General features: G+C 68.4%; 23 protein-coding genes. 8 read left to right on the top strand and 15 right to left on the bottom strand.

The window, feature by feature from the left end; genetic code table 11:
* Nucleotides 1–5: 5 nt before the first annotated feature.
* A complete protein-coding gene (locus tag ACYVN4_RS04860) occupies nucleotides 6–1,172 on the bottom strand; it encodes an acyl-CoA dehydrogenase family protein (protein WP_460718002.1) in 1,167 nt (388 codons plus the stop codon).
* 117 nt (nucleotides 1,173–1,289) lie between these two features.
* Here ACYVN4_RS04860 and ACYVN4_RS04855 point away from each other — a divergent pair, with 117 nt between their 5' ends.
* Together ACYVN4_RS04855 and ACYVN4_RS04850 are read left to right on the top strand one after the other, a co-directional pair.
* Nucleotides 1,290–2,264, top strand: coding sequence for a patatin-like phospholipase family protein (locus ACYVN4_RS04855; RefSeq protein WP_460718001.1), 975 nt, complete (start codon nucleotides 1,290–1,292; stop codon nucleotides 2,262–2,264).
* On the top strand, nucleotides 2,261–2,845 hold the full coding sequence (locus ACYVN4_RS04850) for a QsdR family transcriptional regulator (RefSeq protein WP_460718000.1): 585 nt from the start codon (nucleotides 2,261–2,263) through the stop codon (nucleotides 2,843–2,845). Before ACYVN4_RS04855 ends, ACYVN4_RS04850 begins: the two co-directional genes overlap by 4 nt.
* Here the strand turns inward: ACYVN4_RS04850 and ACYVN4_RS04845 are convergent.
* Both ACYVN4_RS04845 and ACYVN4_RS04840 read right to left on the bottom strand, forming a co-directional pair.
* Nucleotides 2,815–3,501, bottom strand: a complete 687-nt coding sequence (locus tag ACYVN4_RS04845) for a DUF3159 domain-containing protein (protein WP_460717999.1) — start codon at nucleotides 3,499–3,501, stop codon at nucleotides 2,815–2,817. The two genes, ACYVN4_RS04850 and ACYVN4_RS04845, sit on opposite strands and share 31 nt — an antisense overlap.
* A 146-nt stretch (nucleotides 3,502–3,647) precedes the next feature.
* Complete coding sequence (locus ACYVN4_RS04840) at nucleotides 3,648–4,793, bottom strand: alkaline phosphatase family protein (protein WP_460717998.1); 1,146 nt, start codon at nucleotides 4,791–4,793, stop codon at nucleotides 3,648–3,650.
* Nucleotides 4,794–4,843: 50 nt separating this feature from the next.
* Between ACYVN4_RS04840 and ACYVN4_RS04835 the strand changes: the two genes are divergently transcribed.
* Complete coding sequence (locus tag ACYVN4_RS04835; RefSeq protein ID WP_460717997.1) at nucleotides 4,844–5,461, top strand: GNAT family N-acetyltransferase; 618 nt, start codon at nucleotides 4,844–4,846, stop codon at nucleotides 5,459–5,461.
* Nucleotides 5,462–5,704: 243 nt separating this feature from the next.
* Here ACYVN4_RS04835 and ACYVN4_RS04830 read toward each other — a convergent pair whose 3' ends face one another.
* Both ACYVN4_RS04830 and ACYVN4_RS04825 read right to left on the bottom strand, forming a co-directional pair.
* A complete protein-coding gene (locus ACYVN4_RS04830) occupies nucleotides 5,705–7,774 on the bottom strand; it encodes a heavy metal translocating P-type ATPase (RefSeq protein WP_460717996.1) in 2,070 nt (689 codons plus the stop codon).
* Between the two features lie 110 nt (nucleotides 7,775–7,884).
* Complete coding sequence (locus tag ACYVN4_RS04825; RefSeq protein ID WP_460717995.1) at nucleotides 7,885–8,175, bottom strand: YciI family protein; 291 nt, start codon at nucleotides 8,173–8,175, stop codon at nucleotides 7,885–7,887.
* A 173-nt stretch (nucleotides 8,176–8,348) separates the two neighbouring features.
* Here ACYVN4_RS04825 and ACYVN4_RS04820 point away from each other — a divergent pair, with 173 nt between their 5' ends.
* Nucleotides 8,349–8,702, top strand: a complete 354-nt coding sequence (locus ACYVN4_RS04820) for a YciI family protein (protein ID WP_460717994.1) — start codon at nucleotides 8,349–8,351, stop codon at nucleotides 8,700–8,702.
* Entirely contained in the window at nucleotides 8,702–9,925 is a 1,224-nt protein-coding gene (locus ACYVN4_RS04815) for an RNA polymerase sigma factor (RefSeq protein WP_460718365.1), read from the top strand. The genes ACYVN4_RS04820 and ACYVN4_RS04815 overlap by 1 nt, the downstream gene beginning before the upstream one ends.
* 19 nt (nucleotides 9,926–9,944) lie before the next feature.
* Here ACYVN4_RS04815 and ACYVN4_RS04810 read toward each other — a convergent pair whose 3' ends face one another.
* Together ACYVN4_RS04810 and ACYVN4_RS04805 are read right to left on the bottom strand one after the other, a co-directional pair.
* Nucleotides 9,945–10,622: an MFS transporter gene (locus ACYVN4_RS04810; RefSeq protein WP_460717993.1), complete on the bottom strand. Its 678-nt coding sequence runs from the start codon at nucleotides 10,620–10,622 to the stop codon at nucleotides 9,945–9,947.
* Between the two features lie 35 nt (nucleotides 10,623–10,657).
* Nucleotides 10,658–11,101 carry an MFS transporter gene (locus tag ACYVN4_RS04805; protein WP_460717992.1) on the bottom strand — a complete coding sequence of 148 codons (444 nt, stop codon included), beginning with the start codon at nucleotides 11,099–11,101 and terminating at the stop codon, nucleotides 10,658–10,660.
* A 178-nt stretch (nucleotides 11,102–11,279) separates the two neighbouring features.
* On the opposite strand from ACYVN4_RS04805, the gene ACYVN4_RS04800 reads away from it, so the two are divergent.
* Nucleotides 11,280–11,594: a hypothetical protein gene (locus ACYVN4_RS04800; RefSeq protein WP_460717991.1), complete on the top strand. Its 315-nt coding sequence runs from the start codon at nucleotides 11,280–11,282 to the stop codon at nucleotides 11,592–11,594.
* Here ACYVN4_RS04800 and ACYVN4_RS04795 read toward each other — a convergent pair.
* The 5 genes from ACYVN4_RS04795 to ACYVN4_RS04775 form a co-directional block, all read right to left on the bottom strand.
* A complete protein-coding gene (locus tag ACYVN4_RS04795) occupies nucleotides 11,580–12,509 on the bottom strand; it encodes a DMT family transporter (RefSeq protein ID WP_460717990.1) in 930 nt (309 codons plus the stop codon). The two genes, ACYVN4_RS04800 and ACYVN4_RS04795, sit on opposite strands and share 15 nt — an antisense overlap.
* 106 nt (nucleotides 12,510–12,615) lie before the next feature.
* Nucleotides 12,616–12,969 (bottom strand): hypothetical protein, encoded by a 354-nt coding sequence (locus ACYVN4_RS04790; protein ID WP_460717989.1) that lies wholly within the window; start codon nucleotides 12,967–12,969, stop codon nucleotides 12,616–12,618.
* A 92-nt stretch (nucleotides 12,970–13,061) separates the two neighbouring features.
* Nucleotides 13,062–13,532: a hypothetical protein gene (locus tag ACYVN4_RS04785; RefSeq protein ID WP_460717988.1), complete on the bottom strand. Its 471-nt coding sequence runs from the start codon at nucleotides 13,530–13,532 to the stop codon at nucleotides 13,062–13,064.
* A 103-nt stretch (nucleotides 13,533–13,635) separates the two neighbouring features.
* On the bottom strand, nucleotides 13,636–13,947 hold the full coding sequence (locus tag ACYVN4_RS04780; RefSeq protein ID WP_460717987.1) for a hypothetical protein: 312 nt from the start codon (nucleotides 13,945–13,947) through the stop codon (nucleotides 13,636–13,638).
* Between the two features lie 34 nt (nucleotides 13,948–13,981).
* The gene (locus ACYVN4_RS04775; protein WP_460717986.1) at nucleotides 13,982–14,653 is read right to left on the bottom strand and encodes a TetR/AcrR family transcriptional regulator; all 672 of its coding nucleotides are present in this window, start codon (nucleotides 14,651–14,653) and stop codon (nucleotides 13,982–13,984) included.
* A gap of 109 nt (nucleotides 14,654–14,762) precedes the next feature.
* Here ACYVN4_RS04775 and ACYVN4_RS04770 point away from each other — a divergent pair, with 109 nt between their 5' ends.
* Both ACYVN4_RS04770 and ACYVN4_RS04765 read left to right on the top strand, forming a co-directional pair.
* On the top strand, nucleotides 14,763–15,485 hold the full coding sequence (locus ACYVN4_RS04770; protein WP_460717985.1) for an SDR family NAD(P)-dependent oxidoreductase: 723 nt from the start codon (nucleotides 14,763–14,765) through the stop codon (nucleotides 15,483–15,485).
* Nucleotides 15,486–15,629: 144 nt separating this feature from the next.
* Complete coding sequence (locus ACYVN4_RS04765) at nucleotides 15,630–16,280, top strand: double zinc ribbon domain-containing protein (protein ID WP_460717984.1); 651 nt, start codon at nucleotides 15,630–15,632, stop codon at nucleotides 16,278–16,280.
* 7 nt (nucleotides 16,281–16,287) lie between these two features.
* Here the strand turns inward: ACYVN4_RS04765 and ACYVN4_RS04760 are convergent, their stop codons facing one another.
* The 3 genes from ACYVN4_RS04760 to ACYVN4_RS04750 form a co-directional block, all read right to left on the bottom strand.
* The gene (locus tag ACYVN4_RS04760) at nucleotides 16,288–17,625 is read right to left on the bottom strand and encodes a serine hydrolase domain-containing protein (RefSeq protein ID WP_460717983.1); all 1,338 of its coding nucleotides are present in this window, start codon (nucleotides 17,623–17,625) and stop codon (nucleotides 16,288–16,290) included.
* A gap of 132 nt (nucleotides 17,626–17,757) precedes the next feature.
* The gene (locus ACYVN4_RS04755; RefSeq protein ID WP_460717982.1) at nucleotides 17,758–19,038 is read right to left on the bottom strand and encodes a CHAT domain-containing protein; all 1,281 of its coding nucleotides are present in this window, start codon (nucleotides 19,036–19,038) and stop codon (nucleotides 17,758–17,760) included.
* Between the two features lie 20 nt (nucleotides 19,039–19,058).
* Complete coding sequence (locus tag ACYVN4_RS04750) at nucleotides 19,059–20,585, bottom strand: tetratricopeptide repeat protein (protein ID WP_460717981.1); 1,527 nt, start codon at nucleotides 20,583–20,585, stop codon at nucleotides 19,059–19,061.

Raw genomic sequence — 20,585 nt, 5'->3', positions numbered from 1 at the left:
CTGCCTCACAGTCCGAGGATCGTCGAGGCGATGATGCCGCGCTGCACCTCGTTGGATCCTCCGTAGATCGAAGTCTTGCGATAGTTCAGGTAGGTGGCGGTGCTGCGCCGCGCCCAGTCGGGATTCGACTCGTCCTCGCGCGCAACGGAATCCGGTCCGGCGATGTCCACGAGCAGATCGGTGACCTCCTGCTGCAGCTCGGTGCCGCGCAGTTTGAGAATGGAGGAGACCGGGTTGGGCTTGCCGTCGGCCGAACCGGCGGCGACCCGCAGCTGCACCAGTTCCAGTGCCAGCAGCTCGTTTTCGAGCTCGGCGAGGCGGGTGGCGAAGAGCTGATCGTCGAGCAGGGTCTTCTCGCCCAGGCGGGTCTGCTTGGCGTATTCCTTGGCCAGCCACAGCTTCACCTTGGTCTGGCCGACCGCGGCGATGCCGGTGCGCTCGTTGCCGAGCAGGAACTTGGCGTAGGTCCAGCCCTGGTTCTCCTCGCCGACAAGCTGATTCGCGGGGACCCGGACGTTCTCCAGGAAGACCTCGTTGACCTCGTAGCCGCCGTCGATCAGCTTGATGGGGCGCACGGTCACACCGGGGGTGTCGAGCGGGAACAGCAGCATCGAGATGCCTGCCTGCTTCTTGGGCGCGTCCGGGTTGGTGCGCGCCAGGCAGAACATCCAGTCGGCGGACTGGGCGGCGGTGGTCCAGGTCTTCTGGCCGTTGATGATGTAGTCGTCGCCGTCGCGGACCGCGACGGTGCGCAGTCCCGCCAGGTCGGAACCGGCCTCGGGCTCGGAAAAGCCCTGGCACCACCAGATGTCGAGATTGGCGGTGGCGGGCAGGAAGCGCTGCTTCAACTCCTCGGAGCCGAAGTGCGCGATGACCGGCCCGATCATATTGGTGTTGAACGTGAGCGGCTCCGGCACCGAGGCAAGCTGCATCTCGTCGTGCCAGAGGTGGCGCTGGATGGGGGTCCAGTCCTTGCCGCCCCATGCCACCGGCCAGTTGGGGGTCGCCAGCCCGTGCGCGTTCAGGATGCGCTGGGTGGTGACGATGTCGTCCTTGCTGAGTTCCTGCCCGTGCCGATGCCGGTTGCGGATCTCGGCCGGGATTTCGCTCCGATAGAACGCGCGCAGCTCGTCGCGGAAGGCGAGCTCGTCGTCGGTGAGCGCTAGTTGCATGCGTTGACCTCCAGTTTCATCGCTACCCCCGCCATCGCCGAATATGATACACAGAGAGTCGAGTGTCTCAAATAGCCTCGTATACTCGAACCGACCACCACCCCGAAGGGAGCCGCAGTGCCCGACCCGGACCACCCGCTGCCCGACCAGGACCGCACGCTCGGCGTCGGCGAACTGCTCGCCCGCCGCCATCGCGAGGGCAGCACCCCCGGGCAGCGCACCGACTCGCACCGGCTGGCCCTGGTCATCGAGGGCGGTTCCTCGCGCGGCGCGTACTCGCACGGAATGGCCATGGCCATCGAGGAATTGGGCCTGCTGCCCTGCTTCGACGCGGTGTACGGGGCGTCGGCGGGCGCGCTCAACGCGGCCTGGCTGCTGTGCGGTCGCGCGATCCAGGCGCGGCGGGCCTGGAATCCCGAGGTGATCAATCGGGTGATCAACCCCACCCGAGCGCTGCGCGGCGGCAAGGTGGTCGACACCGAATACCTGGTGCACACCGTGTACGAGCGCATCGTGCCGATGAACTTCCCGGCGATCCTGGCCAATGCCGTCACCTTCCACCCCATCGCCACCGACGCCGAGACCGGCGCGGCCGTGGACCTGAATCCCGAACTCAGCGATGTGCATTCGGTGCAGACCGCGCTGCGCGCCTCGACCTGCCTGCCGATCCTGGCCGGGCGGCCGGTGCACATCGGGGCGCGGCGCTTCGTGGACGCGGGCCTGTCGGAATCCGTTCCGGTGCGCACGGCGCTCACCCAGGGCGCGACCCGGGTGCTGGTGTTGCGAACCCGGCGCGCGGACGAAACCATGCGCGCACCTTCGTCTCTGGAGACCCGGGTGGTGGCCCGATACCTGTCGCGGCACGCGCCAGGGACGGTGGGGCCGTGGCTGGCGCGGGTCGAGCGCCACCACAGTGACGAGCAGGATTTCGAGTCCGATCCGGCGGTGCTGCAGATCCGGCCGCCGAGCGAGGCCCCGGAGATCGGGCGCATCGCCCGCGATCCCGAGGTGCTGCAGCAGGCGCTCGCACTGGGACGCGCGGCCACGGCTCGCATACTGTCGGCGTACCTGGCCCCTAAGCTGTCCGCGTGACACGCGCGGAGGGAGCCAGAGCTCCGGGGCGGCCCGCCTCGGCCAGCCCGGACGATGTACTGGAGGCCGCCATCGCGGTCTTCCTCTCCGGAAACCGCTTGGACGTCAACGCCATCGCCGCTCAACTCGGAGTCGGCCGGGCCAGCATCTACCGTTGGTTCGGCTCCCGGGACGGGCTGCTGGGCGCGGCCGTCGCGCGGCAGTTGGAGAAGACGGTGGCCCACGCCGACCGGCGCAGCCGCGGCACGGGCGGCGAGCGGCTCACCGCGGTCCTCAACCGCACCATCGATCTGCTGGTCGTGAACGACGCGCTGCGTAGCTATTTCGACAACGAGTCCACCGCGGCCCTGCGCTTGATCACCCGCGGTGACGGGATCGTGCACCAGTCGGCGGTGGCGCTGGTGGAGCGGTTCATCGAGCGGGCGGAGGCCGAGGGCTACTGCCCGCCGATCGAACGCGACACCCTCGCCTACGCCCTGGTGCGACTGTGGGAGGCGTTCCTCTACAACGATGCCGTGGCGGGCTTTCGCGGTGATGTGGAACGCCTGCGTCAGGTGCAAACCGCGCTACTTCGCGCTTGAGGCTTGAGCGAGCGGCGCACCCACAGGAACGTCGCCGCGATCGCCACCACCAGCAGCGGCTTGCCGAGAATCAGGGCGACGGTGCCGAGAATGACCACCTTGTTCGCGGCATACAGCGGCACCATGATCACCAGGTGCAGCATCCAGAAGACGAACCACGCCACACTCACCTTGCGGTGCAGGCGAATTCGCTGCTCCGGGTCGGCGTGATCGGCGGGTTCCAGGCCGATGCGGCGGCAGAGCCAATGGCTGAGCGGGCGGCCGGTCAGCAGCGGCACCCCGAAGGCGACCGCGCCGATGGCGCAGATGATCAGGTCGGGCAGGTAGAAGCCGCGGCCCTCGCCGGTGATGCCGACGAACAGGGAGAACACGGCGACGGCCGCGACGCTGATGGCGACAGTCTTGACCGACTCACCCTTCAGCATCCGATACAGGCCGAGCCCGACGGCGAGGGTGAGCGCGACCAGCACACCGGTCTTCGCGTCCGCCACGCCGTATCCGACGAGGAATCCGATGGCCGGGGCCGCACCGTCGAGCAGGTGCTTCGGCCCGCCCAGTGCCATGAACTTGCCCCACATCTCGGCCGCACCCGAGCGCTGGTGATCGACCGTCGCCTTGCGGTGCTTACCCGTCTCCACGAGAACTCCTGTAGCCATGTTCCGGCCGCCTTTCCTGACGTCGACCTTGGTTGATCGAGCCTTATTGCAGTCTGACTGTAATAAGTCATCAGGGTTCGGGCAATGCCTCTATGGCCCACCTCGCCGATTTCTCGAGGTGTGGCCCAGGCCACCGGCAAACCAGGTCAGGGGTTGACGATGAGGGGAATGAGCTGCTCAGCGGGGGTGCGAGCGCCGTGATGGCCGATCAGTGCGGATTCCAGGGGCTCGAGGGCCGGGCGAACCAAGACTGCGTTGCCCTCGGCCACGGCGATCAGGTCGCCGATGCGGCGGGTGATCACGGGGTTCGGCGGGGTGGGGCCGAACCAGTGTTCGTCGAGGGCCTGAGCGCGGGTGACAACGGTGGCGTGGCCGGACAGTTCGGCCGACCAGGCGGCGTGCACGTCGGCCAGGGCGTCCGGGTGGTCGAGGTAGACGTGGCGGACGCGCGCTTCACCGGCGATCAGCGCGACATTGCGGTGCAGGGCGGGGGCGGCGTCGAGGTCGATGACGGTGTCGGCGTGGATCATTCCGTGATCGCCGGTGATCAGCAGGGTGCAGGTGGCGGGCAGTTCGGCGAACAGGTCGGCGACGACGGCGTCGATCTCGCGCAGCGCTTCGAGCCACTGCGGTGATTCCGGGCCGTACAGGTGGCCGTTGGCGTCGAGATTCGGGTAGTAGGCGTAGGCGAAGCGGGACTTTATGCCGGAATGCTGTGTGACAGCGAGGATTCCGGCGCGCAACTCATCCAACGTGGTGGCAGCGTGCAGTGTGCCCGGGGCGCGGAAGGCGGCACGGGTCAGGCCCGAGGTGTACTGGTAGCCGGGAATCACGTAGTGCACATCGATGCCGTGGGCAGCGAGGTCTTCCAGCCGACTCGGTTGTGTCTGTACGGATTCCGGCGGATAGGTGTCGCGAGCATCGGGTCCGGTGGCCGAATCCAGCGTCCAGCGTAGGGAATTCAGTAGCCGGGGACTGTCACCGTCGGGCACGCCGAAGGTGTATCCGACGATGCCGTGGGTGGCGCAGGGCGCGCCGAGGGCAAGGCTGGTGAGGCTGGTCGCGGTGGTGGCGGGGAAGCCCGCGGTGAGGGTCGTCGTGACATGTGCGGCCAGGGTGGGGGCGCTGTCGCGGTGGCGGGCAAGCAGTTCCGCGCCGAGGCCGTCGATCAGCAGCACCACCACATCCCGATTCGGTGTGAGCCCCAGCGGGTTGCGCTGGTGGAGGCCGAAGGAGGCGGCGACGGACGGCAGGATATCGGCGAGCGTCGCGCCGGATGATGCACTGACCATTCGTCCGACTCTATTGACCTCGGTACGGCCGATCACCCCATAATCCATCGGTGTCCGAATCCGCCGATTTCTCGATCAAGCCCACATTGACCGGCACGACGGTGCTGCTACGACCGTTCGCGCCGGAGGACCTCGAACCGATACTCGCGGCGCTGGTCGATCCCGAGGTCCGCAGGCTCACCGGTAGCGCCCACGACGAGACCGTCGTACCCGAGAATCCGGCCGAGGCGGCGAGGCTGCGCGAGTGGTACGCGACCCGCAACGATCAGCCGGATCGGCTGGATCTGGCCGTCACCGAGCTCGCGAGCGGCCGCTGCGTCGGCGAGGCGGTGCTCAATCAGTGGGATCCGGGCAATCGCAGCTGCAATTTCCGCATCCTGATCGGGCCCGAAGGCCAGGGCCGGGGTCTGGGTACCGAGGCGACCCGGCTGCTGGTCGGCTACGGCTTCGAGAAGCTCGGCCTGCATCGGATCTCGCTGGAGGTCTACGCGTTCAATCCGCGCGCCCGCCGCGCCTACGAGAAGGCAGGCTTCCGGGCCGAGGGCGTATTGCGGGAGTCGCTGCGCTACGGCGACGAGTGGATCGACGCCACGGTCATGTCGATCCTCGACCGCGAATGGGTCCTGATACGCGAAAACCGCCTCCGGGGAGACGGTTTTTCTGCGTGACGGGGGCGGATCAGGCCAGGCCCCACGCCTTGAGCAGGTAGGTGATGTTGGCGGCGATACCGGTGACGGTGCTGGCCAGGTCGATGGCGGCGGAACCAAGGTTGATGATCGGCATGATTCAGGACTTTCGGGCCGGGGACATATTGCAGCTCCACCGTATTAGCGATAGCTAACTCCTGGCATCATGTTTCCACTCACGGCTCCGCCGCCTATGTAATTGGGGTCACACTCGAATGCGGCGGCTCAACCCCGTTCCGGCAGCCGCAATCGCTTCAGCGACAACGCGTTCAGGGCCACGATAATGCTCGATCCGGACATGGACATGGCGGCGATCTCCGGGCGCAGGGCGAAACCGAGGGCGGGCACGAAGACACCGGCCGCGATGGGCAGGGCCAGGCTGTTGTAGCCGACCGCCCAGGCCAGGTTCTGGTGCATCTTGCGCAAAGTGCCGCGGCCGATACGCAGGGCGGTGGGGACGTCCAGCGGGTCGGAACGCATGAGGACCACGTCGGCGGTTTCGATGGCCACGTCCGTACCCGCGCCGATGGCGATGCCCAGGTCGGCCTGCGCGAGGGCGGGTGCGTCGTTGACGCCGTCGCCGACCATGGCGACTTTCCTTCCGGCGGACTGCAATTCGACGATCTTGGCGGCCTTGTCGCCGGGCAGCACCTCGGCGATGACGGTGTCGATGCCCAGCTCGGCGGCGATGCGTTCGGCGGTGGCGTGGTTGTCGCCGGTGAGCATGACCACGCGCACGCCCATATCGTGCAGGTCCGCAACGGCTTTCGCGGACGTCTCGCGGGGCGCGTCGGCAATGCCGATGACGGCGGCGGGTTTGCCGTCGACGGCGGCCAGCACGGCCGTCTGCCCGGCACCGGCCACGCGGTCGCGGGCCTCGGCCAGTTCACCGAGGTCGATGCCGTCGCGTTCGAGCAGCCGACGGTTGCCGATGACGACCCGGTGGCCGTCGATGCTCGCGACCGCACCATGGCCCGGGACGTTCTCGAAGTCCACGGCGCGGGCGTCGGTCGAGCCGTGCTCTTTCGCGTAGCGCACCACGGCCTCGGCAAGCGGATGTTCGGACTCGCGCTCCACGGCCGCCAGCAGGGGTAGTAGGTCGGCATCGGAAAAGGCTGTGCCGGTGATGATTTCGGTGACCTCGGGCTCACCCTTGGTGAGGGTGCCGGTCTTGTCCAGCACGACGGTGTCGATGCGGGCCGAGCTCTCCAGCGCCATGGCGTTCTTGAACAGCACGCCGCGCTGCGCGCCCAGGCCGGTGCCGACCATGATGGCGGTCGGGGTGGCCAGGCCCAGGGCGTCCGGGCAGGTGACGACCACGACGGTGATGGCAAACAGCATGGCCTTGGCGAAGGAGGCGCCGGCCAGCAGCCACACCGCCAAGGTCAGTGCGCCGCCGAGCAGGGCGACGAGCACCAGCCAGAAGGCCGCGCGGTCGGCCAGTCTCTGGCCGGGGGCCTTCGAATTCTGGGCCTGCTGAACCAGATTCACGATCTGCGCCAGCGCGGTGTCCGCGCCGACCTTGGTGGCACGGACCCGCAGCGTGCCGTTCTTGTTGAGCGTCGCTCCGATGACGGCGGTGCCGGGTTCCTTGTGCACCGGCAGGCTCTCACCGGTCACCATGGACTCGTCGACCTCGCCGGAACCCTCCTCGACCAGGCCGTCCACCGCGATCTTCGAACCCGGGCGCACCAGCAGCAGCTCGCCGACTTGCACGTCGGCCGTGGGGATTTCGACTTCCTGGCCGTCGCGGATCACCACCGCGCGCGGCGGCGCGAGGTCCAGCAGCGTGCGGATCGCGTCATTGGCCCCGCCGCGCGCCCGCATCTCGAACCAGTGCCCGAGCAGTACGAAGGTCGCCAGCATGGTCGACGCCTCGTAGAACACCTCGCCGCCGCCGGTGAGCGTAATGGCAAGGGAGTACAGCCATCCCGCGCCGATGCCGACCGCGACCAGCACCATCATGTCCAGGGTGCGCGCCTTCAGTGCCGCCCAGGCGCCGGTGAAGAAGATGGTCGAGGAGTAGAAGATCACCGGCAGACCGAGGATCAATTCCCAGATGTCGGAACGCATTCCGAATGGCACCGGCAGATGCCAGCCGAACATGTCGGTGGCCATCGGCGACCACAGCATGACCAGCACCGAGAACACCGCGGCCACCACGAACCGATTCCGCATGTCCCGCGCCATGTCCTCCATGGACATCCCGGCATGACCGCCGTGACCCGTATGCCCCGTCGCGGCAGGATCCATCCCCGCGTGCGCGGCATGACCCATGTCGGTGTGCTGCTCCATCAGCCCACCATATACCCCATAGGGGTAATGGGTACAGCCCGGCGCGGGCGAGCCGTCGCGACGCCGAGCAGCCTCCGGGCCCCGCTCGATGCGGGCCCGGAGGGCAGCTCTCACATCTCGACGGGTTCGCCGACCTCCACCCGGCCGCCGTAGGTGAGGCCGGGGCAGCCGGAGGCGAGTTTGACCGCGGAGTCCAGGTCGTCGGCATTCACGGCGATGTAGCCGGAGAGCTGGTCCGGCGTCGCGGGGGCGTCGCCGAGCATGACGGCGTTCCCGACGCGACTGCCGAAATCGGTGACCTGCTCGCCGAGCTCGGCGAACCAGTCGGCCCACAGCTGTTCCTGGGCGGCGGTGGGCGCGGTGGTGGGATCGTTGCGGAAGGTGAGGATGAAGGTGGACATTGTCGTTCTCCTTGTCGGATGGACGGCCCCGTCGGCCGACTCGTGAATCCGTCGCGCGGGTGCGGCCGGGAATCGACAATCGGAGCGAGAATCTTTGTCGCGGTCGTGTCGATTTCGCGACGCCCTCGATCGACGTATTGGCGAACCATCCCCAGTGAAGGAGAGCGGTCCCCATGCCCGAATATCTGCTGCTGATCCACCACGACGAACAGACCTATCTGGCCGCCGGTCCCGAGGTGCAGGAGCGCATGCGGCGCGACCACCGGGAGTTCATGGCCGCCCACGCCGACCGGTTGCGCGGCGGCAACGAACTGCGGCCGGTCTCCACCGCGACCATGGTCCGGCACGACGCGCACGGCCATCCGGTCATCACCGACGGTGTGTTCACCGAATCCAAGGAGGTGCTGGGCGGCTACTACCTGATCGAGGCCGCCGACCTGGACGAGGCCATTCGGATCGCCGCGGCCGTGCCCTCGCCGTTCGGCGGCGTCGAGGTCCGGCCGATCCATCCGCACGACGCGCCATGATGTCCGCGGAGGTGGCCGCCGCGGTCGCCGACGCCCATCGACACGAATGGGGTTTCGTACTGGCCGCGACGGTGCGCGTGACCCGCGATATCGATCTCGCCGAAGAGGCTGTGCAGGAGGCGTTCACGCAGGCATTGCAGGCCTGGGCGGAGGGCATTCCCGAGCGGCCGGGGGCGTGGCTGACCACGGTCGCCAAGCGCCGCGCCCTGGACACGTTGCGCCGCGACATCGCCTTCGAGCGATCGATTCCACTGCTGGTGGAGGAACCGACCGACCCGGTCACTGCGGATTCGGTGGCCGACGACCGGCTGCGTCTGATCTTCATCTGCTGCCACCCCGCGCTGTCGATGGAGGCGCGGGTGGCGCTGACGCTGCGACTGCTGTGCGGCCTGTCCACCCCGGAGATCGCCCGCGCCTTCCTGGTCCCGGAGGCGACGATGGCGGCGCGAATCACGCGGGCCAAGAAGAAGATCGCCGAAGCGCACATCCCCTACCGCATCCCCTCCGACGAGGAACTCCCCGACCGCGTCGACGCCGTTCTCACCGTCCTGCACCTGCTCTACACCACCGGCCACACCGCCCCCGTCGGCGACCGCCTGGTGCGCCCCGAACTCGTCGAACGCGCGCTCGACCTGGCCCGCATGCTGCGCCTGCTGCTGCCCAACGACGCGGACGTGGCCGGACTCTACGCCTTGCTGCTGCTCACCGACGCCCGCCGGGACACCCGCACCGAAGCGGACGGACGCTTCGTGCGCCTCGCCGACCAGGATCGCGCCCAGTGGGATCGCCGCGCGATCAGCGAGGGAATCACCCTGGTACGCAAGTCATTACGCGCCCGCTCCCCCGGCCGCTTCCCCCTCATGGCGGCCATCGCCGCCGTCCACGCCGAGGCCCCCGCCTTCGACGCCACCGACTGGCACGAGATCGCGGGCCTCTACGACCACCTCATCGCGATCTGGCCCTCCCCCGTCGTAGCCCTCAACCGCGCCATCGCCCTAGGCCACGCCCACGGCCCCCAACGCGGCCTGGACGAACTCGACACCCTCGCCACCGACCCCCAATTGACCACCTACCACTACCTCCCCGCCGCCCGCGCCGAATTCCTCACCCGCCTAACCAGATTCGACGAAGCCCGCCTCGCCTACCAGGAGGCCCTACTCCTCGCCGAAAACACCGTCGAGGCCGACTATCTGACCACCCGCCTGGAGGAACTCGGTTCCTGATCCAGCCTCCCACCGGAGGTCATCGGGCGCGGCGGTCCAGGACGGCCAGCACGGCGGTGGGTGCGACGGCCAGTGCGGAGGCGGCGAGGACCCAGGTGAAAGTCACGGCGAAGGCTGAGGCCCGGGCTACGGAGGTGACCTCGCCGACGGGGAGGTGGTTTTGCAGGACGACGAGGAAGGCGGCGGTGCCGATCGAGCCGCCTACGCGCTGCATCATGGTGAGTTGCGGTGTGGCGTCGGTGATTTGGGAGGGTGTCAGGTTCCGCAGGGCGGCGGTCATGGCGGGCATGGCGGCCAGGCCGATGCCGAGCCCGCGCAGGACCATGGCGCCGCCGAGGAGCCAGTACGGGGTGTCGGCGGTGATCAGCATGAACGGAATGGTGGCGGCGCAGCCGATGAGGGTGCCGAGCAGTGAGGTCCAGGCGCCGATCCGCTCATGGAGGCGGGCGGACAATGCCATGGCGACGGCTGCGCCGATGCCTTGGGGGGCCATCAGCAACCCCGTGTGCGCGGCATCCTGGTGGCGGACAAGCTGGAAATACAAGGGCAGCAACACCATTGCGCCGAAGGTCACCGCACCGATGACGAGGGTCGACAAGGTTCCGGCCGCGAAATAGCGGTCCCGCCACAGACTCAGGTCCAGCACCGGGTTCCGAGACCGCAGCGCGTGAAGGACGAAGACCGCGACCAAACACATTCCACCACAGAGTGTTACGAGCACGCGAGGATCGGTCAGCCCGCGCCGATGGGCGCATTGATCAGGAAGATCCACTGCCAGCCCGCGTATTCGAGCAGTAGCCCACCGATGGTCGGCCCGATCACCGGTGTCAGCACCATCGGAATGCCCGCCGCCACCATGGCTCTGGCCATACCCTGCCGCCCCGCCGCCGTCACCACGATCATCTGCCCAACCGGAATCATGACCCCGGCCCCGAGCCCTTGCGCCACCCGCGCCGCGATCAGCGCGCCGACGCTGCCGGCCGCCGCGCACGCCACCGAGGCGACGGTGAACAGCAGCAGCGCGGCGATATACAGCCGTTTGGCTCCGACCCGCCGCGCCGCCCAACCGGTCACCGGCAGCACGGCGGCTTGGACGAGCAGATAGACGGTGACGACCCACCCGATCGAGTCCAACGTCCCGCCCAGCTCGGGCGGCGAGCGACTCGAGGGCCACATTGACAACGGTCGCGTCCAGGAAGGCGAGTATCGCCCCGACCAGCACGACGACGATGGCCCGGCGCGCCTGCGGGGTGAGTGCGGGCCGGTCGTCGACCGTGCCCGGAGAGTTCGAGAGAGTCACCTTCGAAGTGTCATCCAGATGGATAATCGTGTCAACCAATTGGATGACAAACGTGTGGATGACACAGTCGCCAGAAGGGATGACCCAGTCATCCGCGCAGTACGATGGCCGAATGGCAAGCGAACCCGACACCGGCGCGGCCTCGACCACGCCCGGCCGCAGTCCCCGGCGTGGGCCCAGGACCGCGGCGAGATCCCCGCCGGGCTGGACCCCGCCTTCGTCCGCATGGCCCTGATGGGCATGATCCTGGCCCCGGTCATGCTGCCCGAGACGGCCCTGCAGGCCACCGGAAAGCAGCCCGGTACACCGGAATTCGAGGAGTACTACGGGGCGCAACTCCGGGCGCTGATCCAGCTACTCGGCCGGTGAGACCGCCGCATCCGTGGCCGAGGCGGTCGTGCGGCGGGTGGAACCGGAGCGGGTGATGGCGACGCCGGAGAGGCAGAGTAGGCCGCCGAGTAGGGCGAGGGGGGCGGGGACTTCGCCGAGGGCGAGCCAGGACATGAGGATTACCAGCGCGGGGACGGCGTAAGTGGTGGCGCCCATTTTGCCGGCGGTCGTGCGGGCGAGGGCGTAGGCCCAGGTGGTGAAGGCCAGGGCGGTGGGGAAGACGCCGAGGTAGATCAGGCTCAGGGTGGAGGTGGCGGGGGCGGCTGCGGCCTCCGAGATCAGTTGGCCGGAAAAGGGTAGGCAGGCAATGGTTCCCACGACACAGCCGCCGGTGGTCAGTTGCAGCGCGGAAGCCTGGGACAGGGCCGGTTTTTGGATTACCACCGAGACCGCCCAGCAGGCGGCGGCCAGCAGGCACAGTGCCACCCCGAATGCGGCGGCCGATCCGCCGCCGGAATTCGACAGGCCGACGACCACCGCACCGAGGAAGGACACCGCGATCCCGGCCATCAGTCTCGGCGGAAAGCCTTCCGACAGAAGGAATCCGCCGAGTAGGGCGATGAGGACCGGTCCGATGTTGATCACCATCGCGGCGGTGCCCGCGTCCAGATGGCGTTCGCCCCAATTGAGTGCGACCATATAGACGCCGAACCACAGCACGCCGGTGATCAGGATGGCGCGCCAGGCCGATCGGGCCGGGAAACGCTCACCGGTGATCACCATGATGGCGATCAGCGCGACGGATCCGGACAGCAGTCGGCCCAATGCCAGGGATCCTGGCGAAAAGGCATGTCCCGCACTGCGAATGAAGACGAAGGCCGAGGCCCAGAGGACGACCGTGACGGCGGCCGCCGTCATCGCACGTTTGTCCGCGGATTCGATCTGCTGTGCCATTCACCGACGGTAGAGCACCGCGGGTGGGAATTCACGCGGATTTCGGACACGTCATTTCAGGCGTGACACGAATCATCCGGCGTGATGTGAAATCACTTGCACTGCATCATTTTTTGCACTGCACAGCGTAGGGCTGGCACACCGTCCAGCCGGTGCCGTCGGGCCGGGCCACCGGCACCCAGGTGCGGTCCTGCCCACCGGTGGCGAGTCGGTTGCCGGCGGCGGTGGCCGGATCGGACGCTGGGGCCGGGTCCTGGGTGTAGACGTAGTTGTACTCGGGATATCCGTTGTAGTCGTAGGTGACGACCACGTGCGCATGTTCACCGCCGGGGGTGGAAGGCGTGTGAATGGTCCCCCCGGGCGGCTCCGCGGCGGCAATACCGGCGCCGACGGCGAGAATCGTTCCTGCGATGGCGGTACCAGCCGCAAGTTTCCGGGCGATGACAGGGTAGTTAATCATTGAACCTCCTCGTTCGCCCTAGATACGTCATGGGGTTACGCGGTGGTTCGGAAGTTGATCGAACTATGCTGGCGGACAGTATATTTCGAAGATCAGAAACGCGGTCCGGGCGGCGGGGGCGGCAGTCGACGCTCACGCGGGACGAGCAGGAGCAGCAACGAGAGCAGCAGTCCACCGCCGACCAGGTAGAGCCCCCAGGCCCCGCTGAGCAGATGCCGGTAGTCGGTGCGTAACTCGTGATCGAAGTGCTGGTCGAGTCGCCAGGTCAGCACGCCGAGTCCGGCCAGCCCGACCAGGACGCCGATCCAGCCGATGAGCCGGGACCCGAACAGCGCGGCCACCAGCACGACCGCGGCCACGCCGAGCAGCCCGATGGCCAGTGAACTCGTGAACGCCCCCGAGTGCGCCCCGATCTGATCCAGTGTCCGCCCCGACGCGAAACCGCTTCGCAGCTCACCGAATTGAACATTCCGCGCGTCGACCGTGCCGACCAGCGGACCGAAAACCCCGACCGCCACCGCGATGGCGGCGACGAACAGCAGCAGATGAACGAAAGTGCGCATACCCCACGGTATTGCGCATCTCGATCCCCGGCACTAAATCAGACCTACCGGTCGGCAACACGCCCTGTACGGCGCGCCGACGATTCAGACGCGCCGCTGCGGATCAGGCGCGGCGATCCACGGCGGCCCAGGCGGCGACCGCGACCACACCGGACACCACGGCCACCGACGGCCACGCGCCGATCTTCTTGGCCAGCGGGTGCGAGGCCCCCATCGCACCGATGGCGAGCCCGGTCAACGCGGCCGCGCCACCGGTCCCGACGGTCTTGCGCCAGCGCGGGAAGGCCGCCGCCGTGCCGGCCGCGAACACCGCGCCGCCGAGCTGGCGCTTCTTGGTGGCCTGGGCGAGGGCGAAACCACCGGTGAGACCACCGGCCGCGAGCAGCGACGTCGGTACCGCGGGAATCGAAGCCATCTTCACTACCTCCAACAGACGAGCGAGCGAACTATCACCCTCGACGGTAACCGGAGTCCGTTCCGCCGCTTGCGCCCGGGTCGGCCAGCAGCGAACGATTCAGCTGTTCCTCGGTGATCGGCGGAACCGGCAGCGGGTGAGCGGCTTCCGCCCGCAGGCCGTCCAGAATCAGGGCGAGATTGCGCCGCCAGGCCTCCGGGGCGATGCCCGCGGTCTGCTCCACCACCCGGGTGTGCGACCACGTGATGAAGGCGATGTCCTCGAGCACCCAGTCCGCGCGCAGCACTCCGGCATCCTTTGCCCGCGTGATGATTTCACGCATGATCCCATGCCCGCGGTCGCGCTGCGCGGCGATCTCTGGGCTCGGCGCGGCCCGCATCGCGAGTTCGTTGAGCATTCGATCGGAAGCCTGTAGCGCACAGATCTTTTCGATCAGATAGGCGAACGATTCCCACGGATCCGTAAGCGCCAGAGCCTCTTCCGCGATCCGTCCGCCCGCCTCGATCCGGTCCTCGACCGCGGCGGCGATGAGTTCGTCGCGAGTGGGAAAACGGTTGTAGAGCGTGCCGATGGCCACCCCCGCTCGCGCGGCGATCTCCTTGAGCGGAGCGTCGAGTCCGCGTTCGGCGAAAACCTCGCGCGCCGCGGTGACGAGCGCGTCGCGATTGCGGCGGGCGTCGAGGCGGAGGGATTTCTGCGCGGGCATGCGCCGATCCTACAAATCGGGCCCCGGATTTAAGTTGAGCATAGGTTCAACTTCGTGTTAGCGTCGGCGACGTAACTTGAACCATGGCTCAACTTAATGAGGTACGAGCATGAGCAAGACCATCGCCATCTTCGGATTCGGTCCCGGACTGGGCATGGGCGTCGCGCGACGCTTCGGCCGCGAGGGCTTCCGGGTCGCGGTCATCGGCCGCAAACCCGACAAGGCCGAACGACACGTCGCGGATCTGAAGGCCGAGGGCATCGAAGCGACCGCCTTCCCCGCCGACATCACCGACCCCGCACAACTCACGGACACCGTCGCCGCTATCCGCGCGACACTCGGCGAGATCGATGTGGCGCTGCACGGCGCGGCAGCCGACATGTCCGACCGCGTCGCCTCCACCCGCGCCGTGGAGGTTGCGGACCTGCGGGTTCCCATGGCACTGAAGGTGCACTCCGCCATCCTCCTGACCCGCGCCCTGCTGCCCGGCATGCTCGAACGCGGCAGCGGCACACTGCTGTTCTCCTCCGGCGCGACGCCGCGGCTGACGTATCCGCACCTGTCGAATATCGGTGTGGCCCTGGCGGCTCAGCGCGGCTACCTGTTACAGCTGGCCGAGGAGCTGCGCGGTAGCGGCGTGTATCTCGGCCTGCTGAACATCGGTGTATTGATCGGCGGCAGCGAGGCCGAACGGATTGTCGACGCGCATCCGGAGGTGGTCCCGGCAGGGGTGAGCATTCCCCGCATGACCAATAACGAACTGGGCGACCGGTATTGGGACCTGTACGTCCGGCGCGACACCGTCGAGTCGGACGTCGGCTTCACCGACTAGCCCCGAAGGCGGCCGGGCGAGATTCGTGGGATGTGTTGCGGGCGAGCCGAGTCATACGATAAGAACCTGACGAAACACGGTCCGGGGGGCTCCGGGCACGTCGGTTCACAGACTTCCGCTCAGCCGTAAAGGAATAACTCCACCATGACCGGTCCGGTCGTCTTCACCAGCTACTACTCCGACGAATCCAATGACGACGGGTTCCAGTGGGAGTTCCGCTGCGATCGCTGCACCACCTCCTACAAGTCGCCGTTCGAGCAGAACTACTTCTCGCGCGGCCGCGGTGCCCTGCGGGTGCTGCGCGACCTGTTCGGCGATCAGGTCCGCGCCATCGACAAGATCTCGAATGCCGCGGAGAGCTACTCCAACCACTGGGGCGGCTCCTCCTCCAGCACCAAGGACAAGGCCTTCGCGCGCGCGGTCGAGCAGGTGCGCAACGACTTCCGCGCCTGCGGCGGCTGCGGCCGCTGGGTCTGCCACAACGTCTGCTGGAACGAGCAGGTGGGCCAGTGCACCAACTGCTCACCCCAGGTGCAGCATCAGATCGCGCAGGCGCAAGCCGAGGCGCGCGGCTCGCAGATCCGCGAGGCCGCCTACCAACAGGATTGGGTCGCCCAGCACGACGTGGCCACCCCGGCCCGCGTCACCTGCCCCACCTGCAATGCCAACACCACCGGCGGCCGCTTCTGCGGCAGCTGCGGCACGGCGCTGGCCCTGCAAGCGCACTGCACGGGCTGCGGCCATCAGGTCCCGGTGGGCGCCGCCTTCTGCGCCAACTGCGGTCAGCACCAATAACAATTCGTCAGCGGATGCCCGGGGTCGCGGGATCGGGACCCAGGCATCCGAGGATGAAGCATCCGGGCGGCCAGTTGTCGAAGGGCGCGTACAGCGGTTTGCCCAGGCATTGCAGGACACCGCAGCCGGGGTAGGACATCGGGCCCAGGCCGAGGGCGGCGAGGGTGGCGTCCGGGTTGAGGAACATCGGGTCGTTCAGGCTGACGTCCGGGTGTTCGACGTACGGGCCGGGGTCCGCAAGCGTCGGGGTGCGGAAGGCGGCGGCGACGCCACGCAGCACGTCGTGCGGAAAGCTCACCGCGCCACCGGGAACCGTGACACCGGTCCAGCTCACCAGGAGGCCGAGGCTGGGCACGATGAAGTTGTCCTGCCGCATCATGCCCGCCATCTGGATGGCGTCCTTGGGGAGTCCGGGAAAGACGTCCTCGCAGCCGGGGCCGTTGACGGTGATCAGGAAGCCGTAGCAGGGGTTGGCGTCGGTGGGGGTGGTGGCCTCGGTCAGGTAGTCGGTCGAGATCACCTGGCGGCCCTGCCAATTGCCGCGGTCGACCAGCAGCAGACCGAGTTTGACGTAGTCGTCCGGCGGCAGCACCAGGTGGGCGTGGCCGTAGGTATTGCCGCTGCGGTCGCGGGCCCACAGGTAGTCGGTGGCGTGGATGCCCAACGGGTCGAACAGCTTTCGCTGCGCGTAGGACTGGAAGTCCTCGCCGACGGCCCGGCCGATCACGTAGACGAGCAGGTCCACGGCCCGCTGGCTGTACTGCCAGGCTTCACCCTGCGGCTGCACGATGGGCATGGCCAGGGCTTGCGCGACCACATTCGGGTCGAGCCGGAACAGCCCGGTCACGCCTTCCGAGGCGATGGCGACCTCCATGCCGGAGGTCTCGGTCAGCAGGCTGCGGACGGTGATGGCGCGGTGCGCGTCGTCGCCGAGCCCGGCGGGCAGGTAGTTGCCGATCGGATCGTCCACGCGCAGTTTGTGTTCGTCGACCGCGATGCCCGCCACCATCGACACCACGGATTTGGTGCCGCTCCACAGGTTCCAGGCGACGCCGCCCGCGCGCTGATTGTTCGGCCCGGCGCCGACCAGGCAGTTGTTGCGGAAGATCTGCACGGTGAATCGGGTGGGGTCGGAGGCGAAGTTCACCGCTTGACCCAGCGCGGCCGAATCCAGGCCCACCTCTTCGGGTGTCGCGGTCTGGGGCTGGCGGCCGGTGCTGACCTCGCAGTGCCGCAAGCCATCCGGCGCGGGTCCGGCCGGTGCGGCACGGCCCATCGGCCCGGCGATCAGGGCGGCCGCAATCGCCATTGTCATCGCGATGATGCCTGTCACGAACCGCGCCATCGAACCCTCTCCTCTGCTGAACTTCCCATCAGCTCATCGGAGGACCCTTGTGGCCGTTATCTTTTCGTGACCCCAGACTTCCCGGGGCGGTAGTTCTGGGGGCGAACGATCTGGGGGCTCGGGGCGAACCCGTCAGCGGGTGTCGACGGTGGCGAAGGCGGCCCAGATCAACGGCGAATGCTCGATGCGGCCGGTGTCACGCCAGGCGGCCAGGTGGGTGCGCTGCCAGGCATTGAGGGCGGTCACCGGATCCTCGGACTCGTGCGCGGCATCGATGGCACACACGGCTTCCTGGAACGGGTGCGCGGTCGGGGCGGTACCGGCGAGGCGGTGGAAGGCGAGATCCGTGGGTAGCGGCCAGCGGCCCGCCGTGACCAGTTCCGCACCGCCGGTGAGCATCGCGGCGACCAGTCCGAGCGGTTCGGCGAAACGCAGATCGCCGCCGCTCTCGCAGGCGATGAGGGCGACCCGGCTGGGGATGGGCCAGATTTCGGGTCCGGTCCGGGGAATCGGCTTGTCGCGGTGGCCATTACCGGTGGGCAGGGCATCGGTCGTTTCGGTTGGCAGGGCGTACGTACCCAGCAGCAGGTCTCGGGCCGAGAGCGGGCGGTGATCTCGGTAGGCGGGGGCAAAGCCCGGACTGGCGGCGGTGCAGGACAGGTGCAGGGTGGCCGATTCGCTGCGGCCGGACTCGGGGGCCGCGGCGGTGACGTGACCGACGTAGAGCAGCCGCGCCGCGCCCGCGTGCAGTGCGGTGCTGAGCCAGGTCCGGTCGAGATCGGTGCGGCGGAAGGCTTCCAGCGGATCATCGACGGCCGGAGTGATTCTGTCGGCGGCCGCGTGCGCCGCGACCAGCTCGGCCAAGGGAGTCGCCGCGTCCATCCGGCCCAGCACGGAACCGAGGGCCGAATCCGCCCGGAAGCCGGGGACGCGCGGATCCAGGATGGCGACGACGGGGTGAGTACGGGTGCTCGTCCACGAGCGGGCCACCCGGGCTGGGGCCTGCAGGATCCCGGCCGGAGCCAGGATGCTGACATCGGCGATCTCCACCAGCCGGACGTCAGGGTCGGGGGCGATCAGTTCCCAGGGCAATTGCGCTGTGCGCGGCGAGGGTTGGACGCGCAGGCGCGGACGGACGCCACTGGTGTAGAGCTCATGGAGCTGGACGGCCAGGTTGTAGGGCAAGAAAGTCGACGAGAGCTGTTGGGCCAGTTCGTTTTCTGCGGCATAGGAGGCGAATTCGCCGGTGGTGAGCGCTGATTCGAGGCCACCGGGTGTTCCAGGCGCGGGCAGTGCCGCCGCCAAGCGGGCCATGGCCGCCTCGACCTGTTCCTCGGGGATCACCGCGACGCCGCCGGGAGCCGTCTCGTCCGCCCATCGCCAGGTGAGATAGAGATCGCCGGCATCGGCCATTCGAACATGGACGGTCGGTGTCACGCGGTGATCACCCGGTCGGTGCGCAGGCGGCGGCCGTAACGCTGCTCCGCGGCAGCCAGCCAATCGGCCAGGGCCACATGGCCGTCCGGGGGTACGGCGAGTCGGGCGGGCGGAGTCACCGGCAGCCCGGCGCTGGCTGCGACCGCCGCGAGAGCGGTGCCGAGTTGCAGGGCGTCCTGGAGCGGCGCGGCGGAATCGGCGGGCGGGTCGAAGGGTTCGAACAGGTCCAGCGGGACCGGCGGGTCCGTGGCCAGCCGGTCGATATCCACTATTGTTCCGGCGCACTGGCTTTCGATCAGATCGGCAACCAGGCGAGCATCACCCGCCAGATACGAGTAGCGGAAGGCCAGGCGCAGGGCCGGGTTCACAATGCGGCGGTTCCAGGTGTCGCGTTGTGCACCGTCGGGAAGTTCGTAGCGGACGGCATCCAGGGCCAGCGCGGCCGGAATCGCCAGATCCACTGCGCGCGCGAGCAATCCGGGCACCTGGGTGACCAGTGGCTCGAGCAGACCGGCATGCCAGTAATCGAGCTGGGCACAGTGCAGGCCGAGACCCCGGACGGCGTAGGTGGCGCGGGCGGCGGCGAGTTCGGCCTCGCCCTGCTCGTAGCGTCCGGTGGCGAAGGCGGTGGCGGCCAGGCGCAGTCGCACGTCGGCGGCGTCGATGACGGCCCGCGACTCCTCGAAACGGTGCAGTGCCTCGCGATAGCGGGCCTCCGCGACCTCGTGCTGCCCGCGCTGCTCGGCGATGAAACCCATCACCTTCAAACCGATTCCGGCCCGATGCGCCACCCCGGCGGCATCGAAGTGTTCCTGAGCCGCGGCCAGCAGCGGTTCCGCGTCGTCGAAACATCCTGTGCGCGTGTACATCAGCGCGAGATTCTGCCGGGTCTCCGCGACTCCGGTGCAGTCTTCGACGGCTTCGAACGCGGCCAGCGCCTGCCCGGCGAAATCCTGGGCCAGCTCCCAGCGCCCGGTCTCGAAATGCGCCGCCGCCAGATTCATCAGCGGATGACCCGCCTGCTCCGGCCCGAATCGCCGTGCCGCATCCAATGATTCACCGGCAAGATCCAACGCCCGCCACCACTGCTGCCGATGCATGGCGACCGCCGTCGACGACACCAGGCAGGCCAACCGCAGCTCCCCCGGCGCATCCACCCCGTCCAACGCCGCCCGCGCCTGCTCCAACGCCGCCTGCGCCCCGTCCAGATCCCCGAGATTCTGCAACGCCTGCGACAACCCGATCAACGCCCCCGGATACATCCGCGGCGCATCGATCCGCATCTCCGCCAACGCTTCCCCGAACCGCTCCACCGCCCCCGCATGATCCCCCAGCCGATCGGTCACCACCGCCACATCCACCAGCGCACACAACCGCAGATCCCCGACCTCCACCTGCGCCGCCCGCTCGAAAATCCGCAGCGCCTCCCACAGCTCGCCGCGCCCCACGGCCTCCGCCCCGGCCCGCAACAACGGACTCTCGGCCCCCGCCCCGTCCTCCCCCACGCCGTCAGGTTCCGGCAT

The sequence above is a fragment of the Nocardia heshunensis genome, assembly GCF_054782115.1.
Note: the sequence above shows the minus strand (reverse complement) of the source record. Positions and strands in the feature narration are given on the sequence as shown.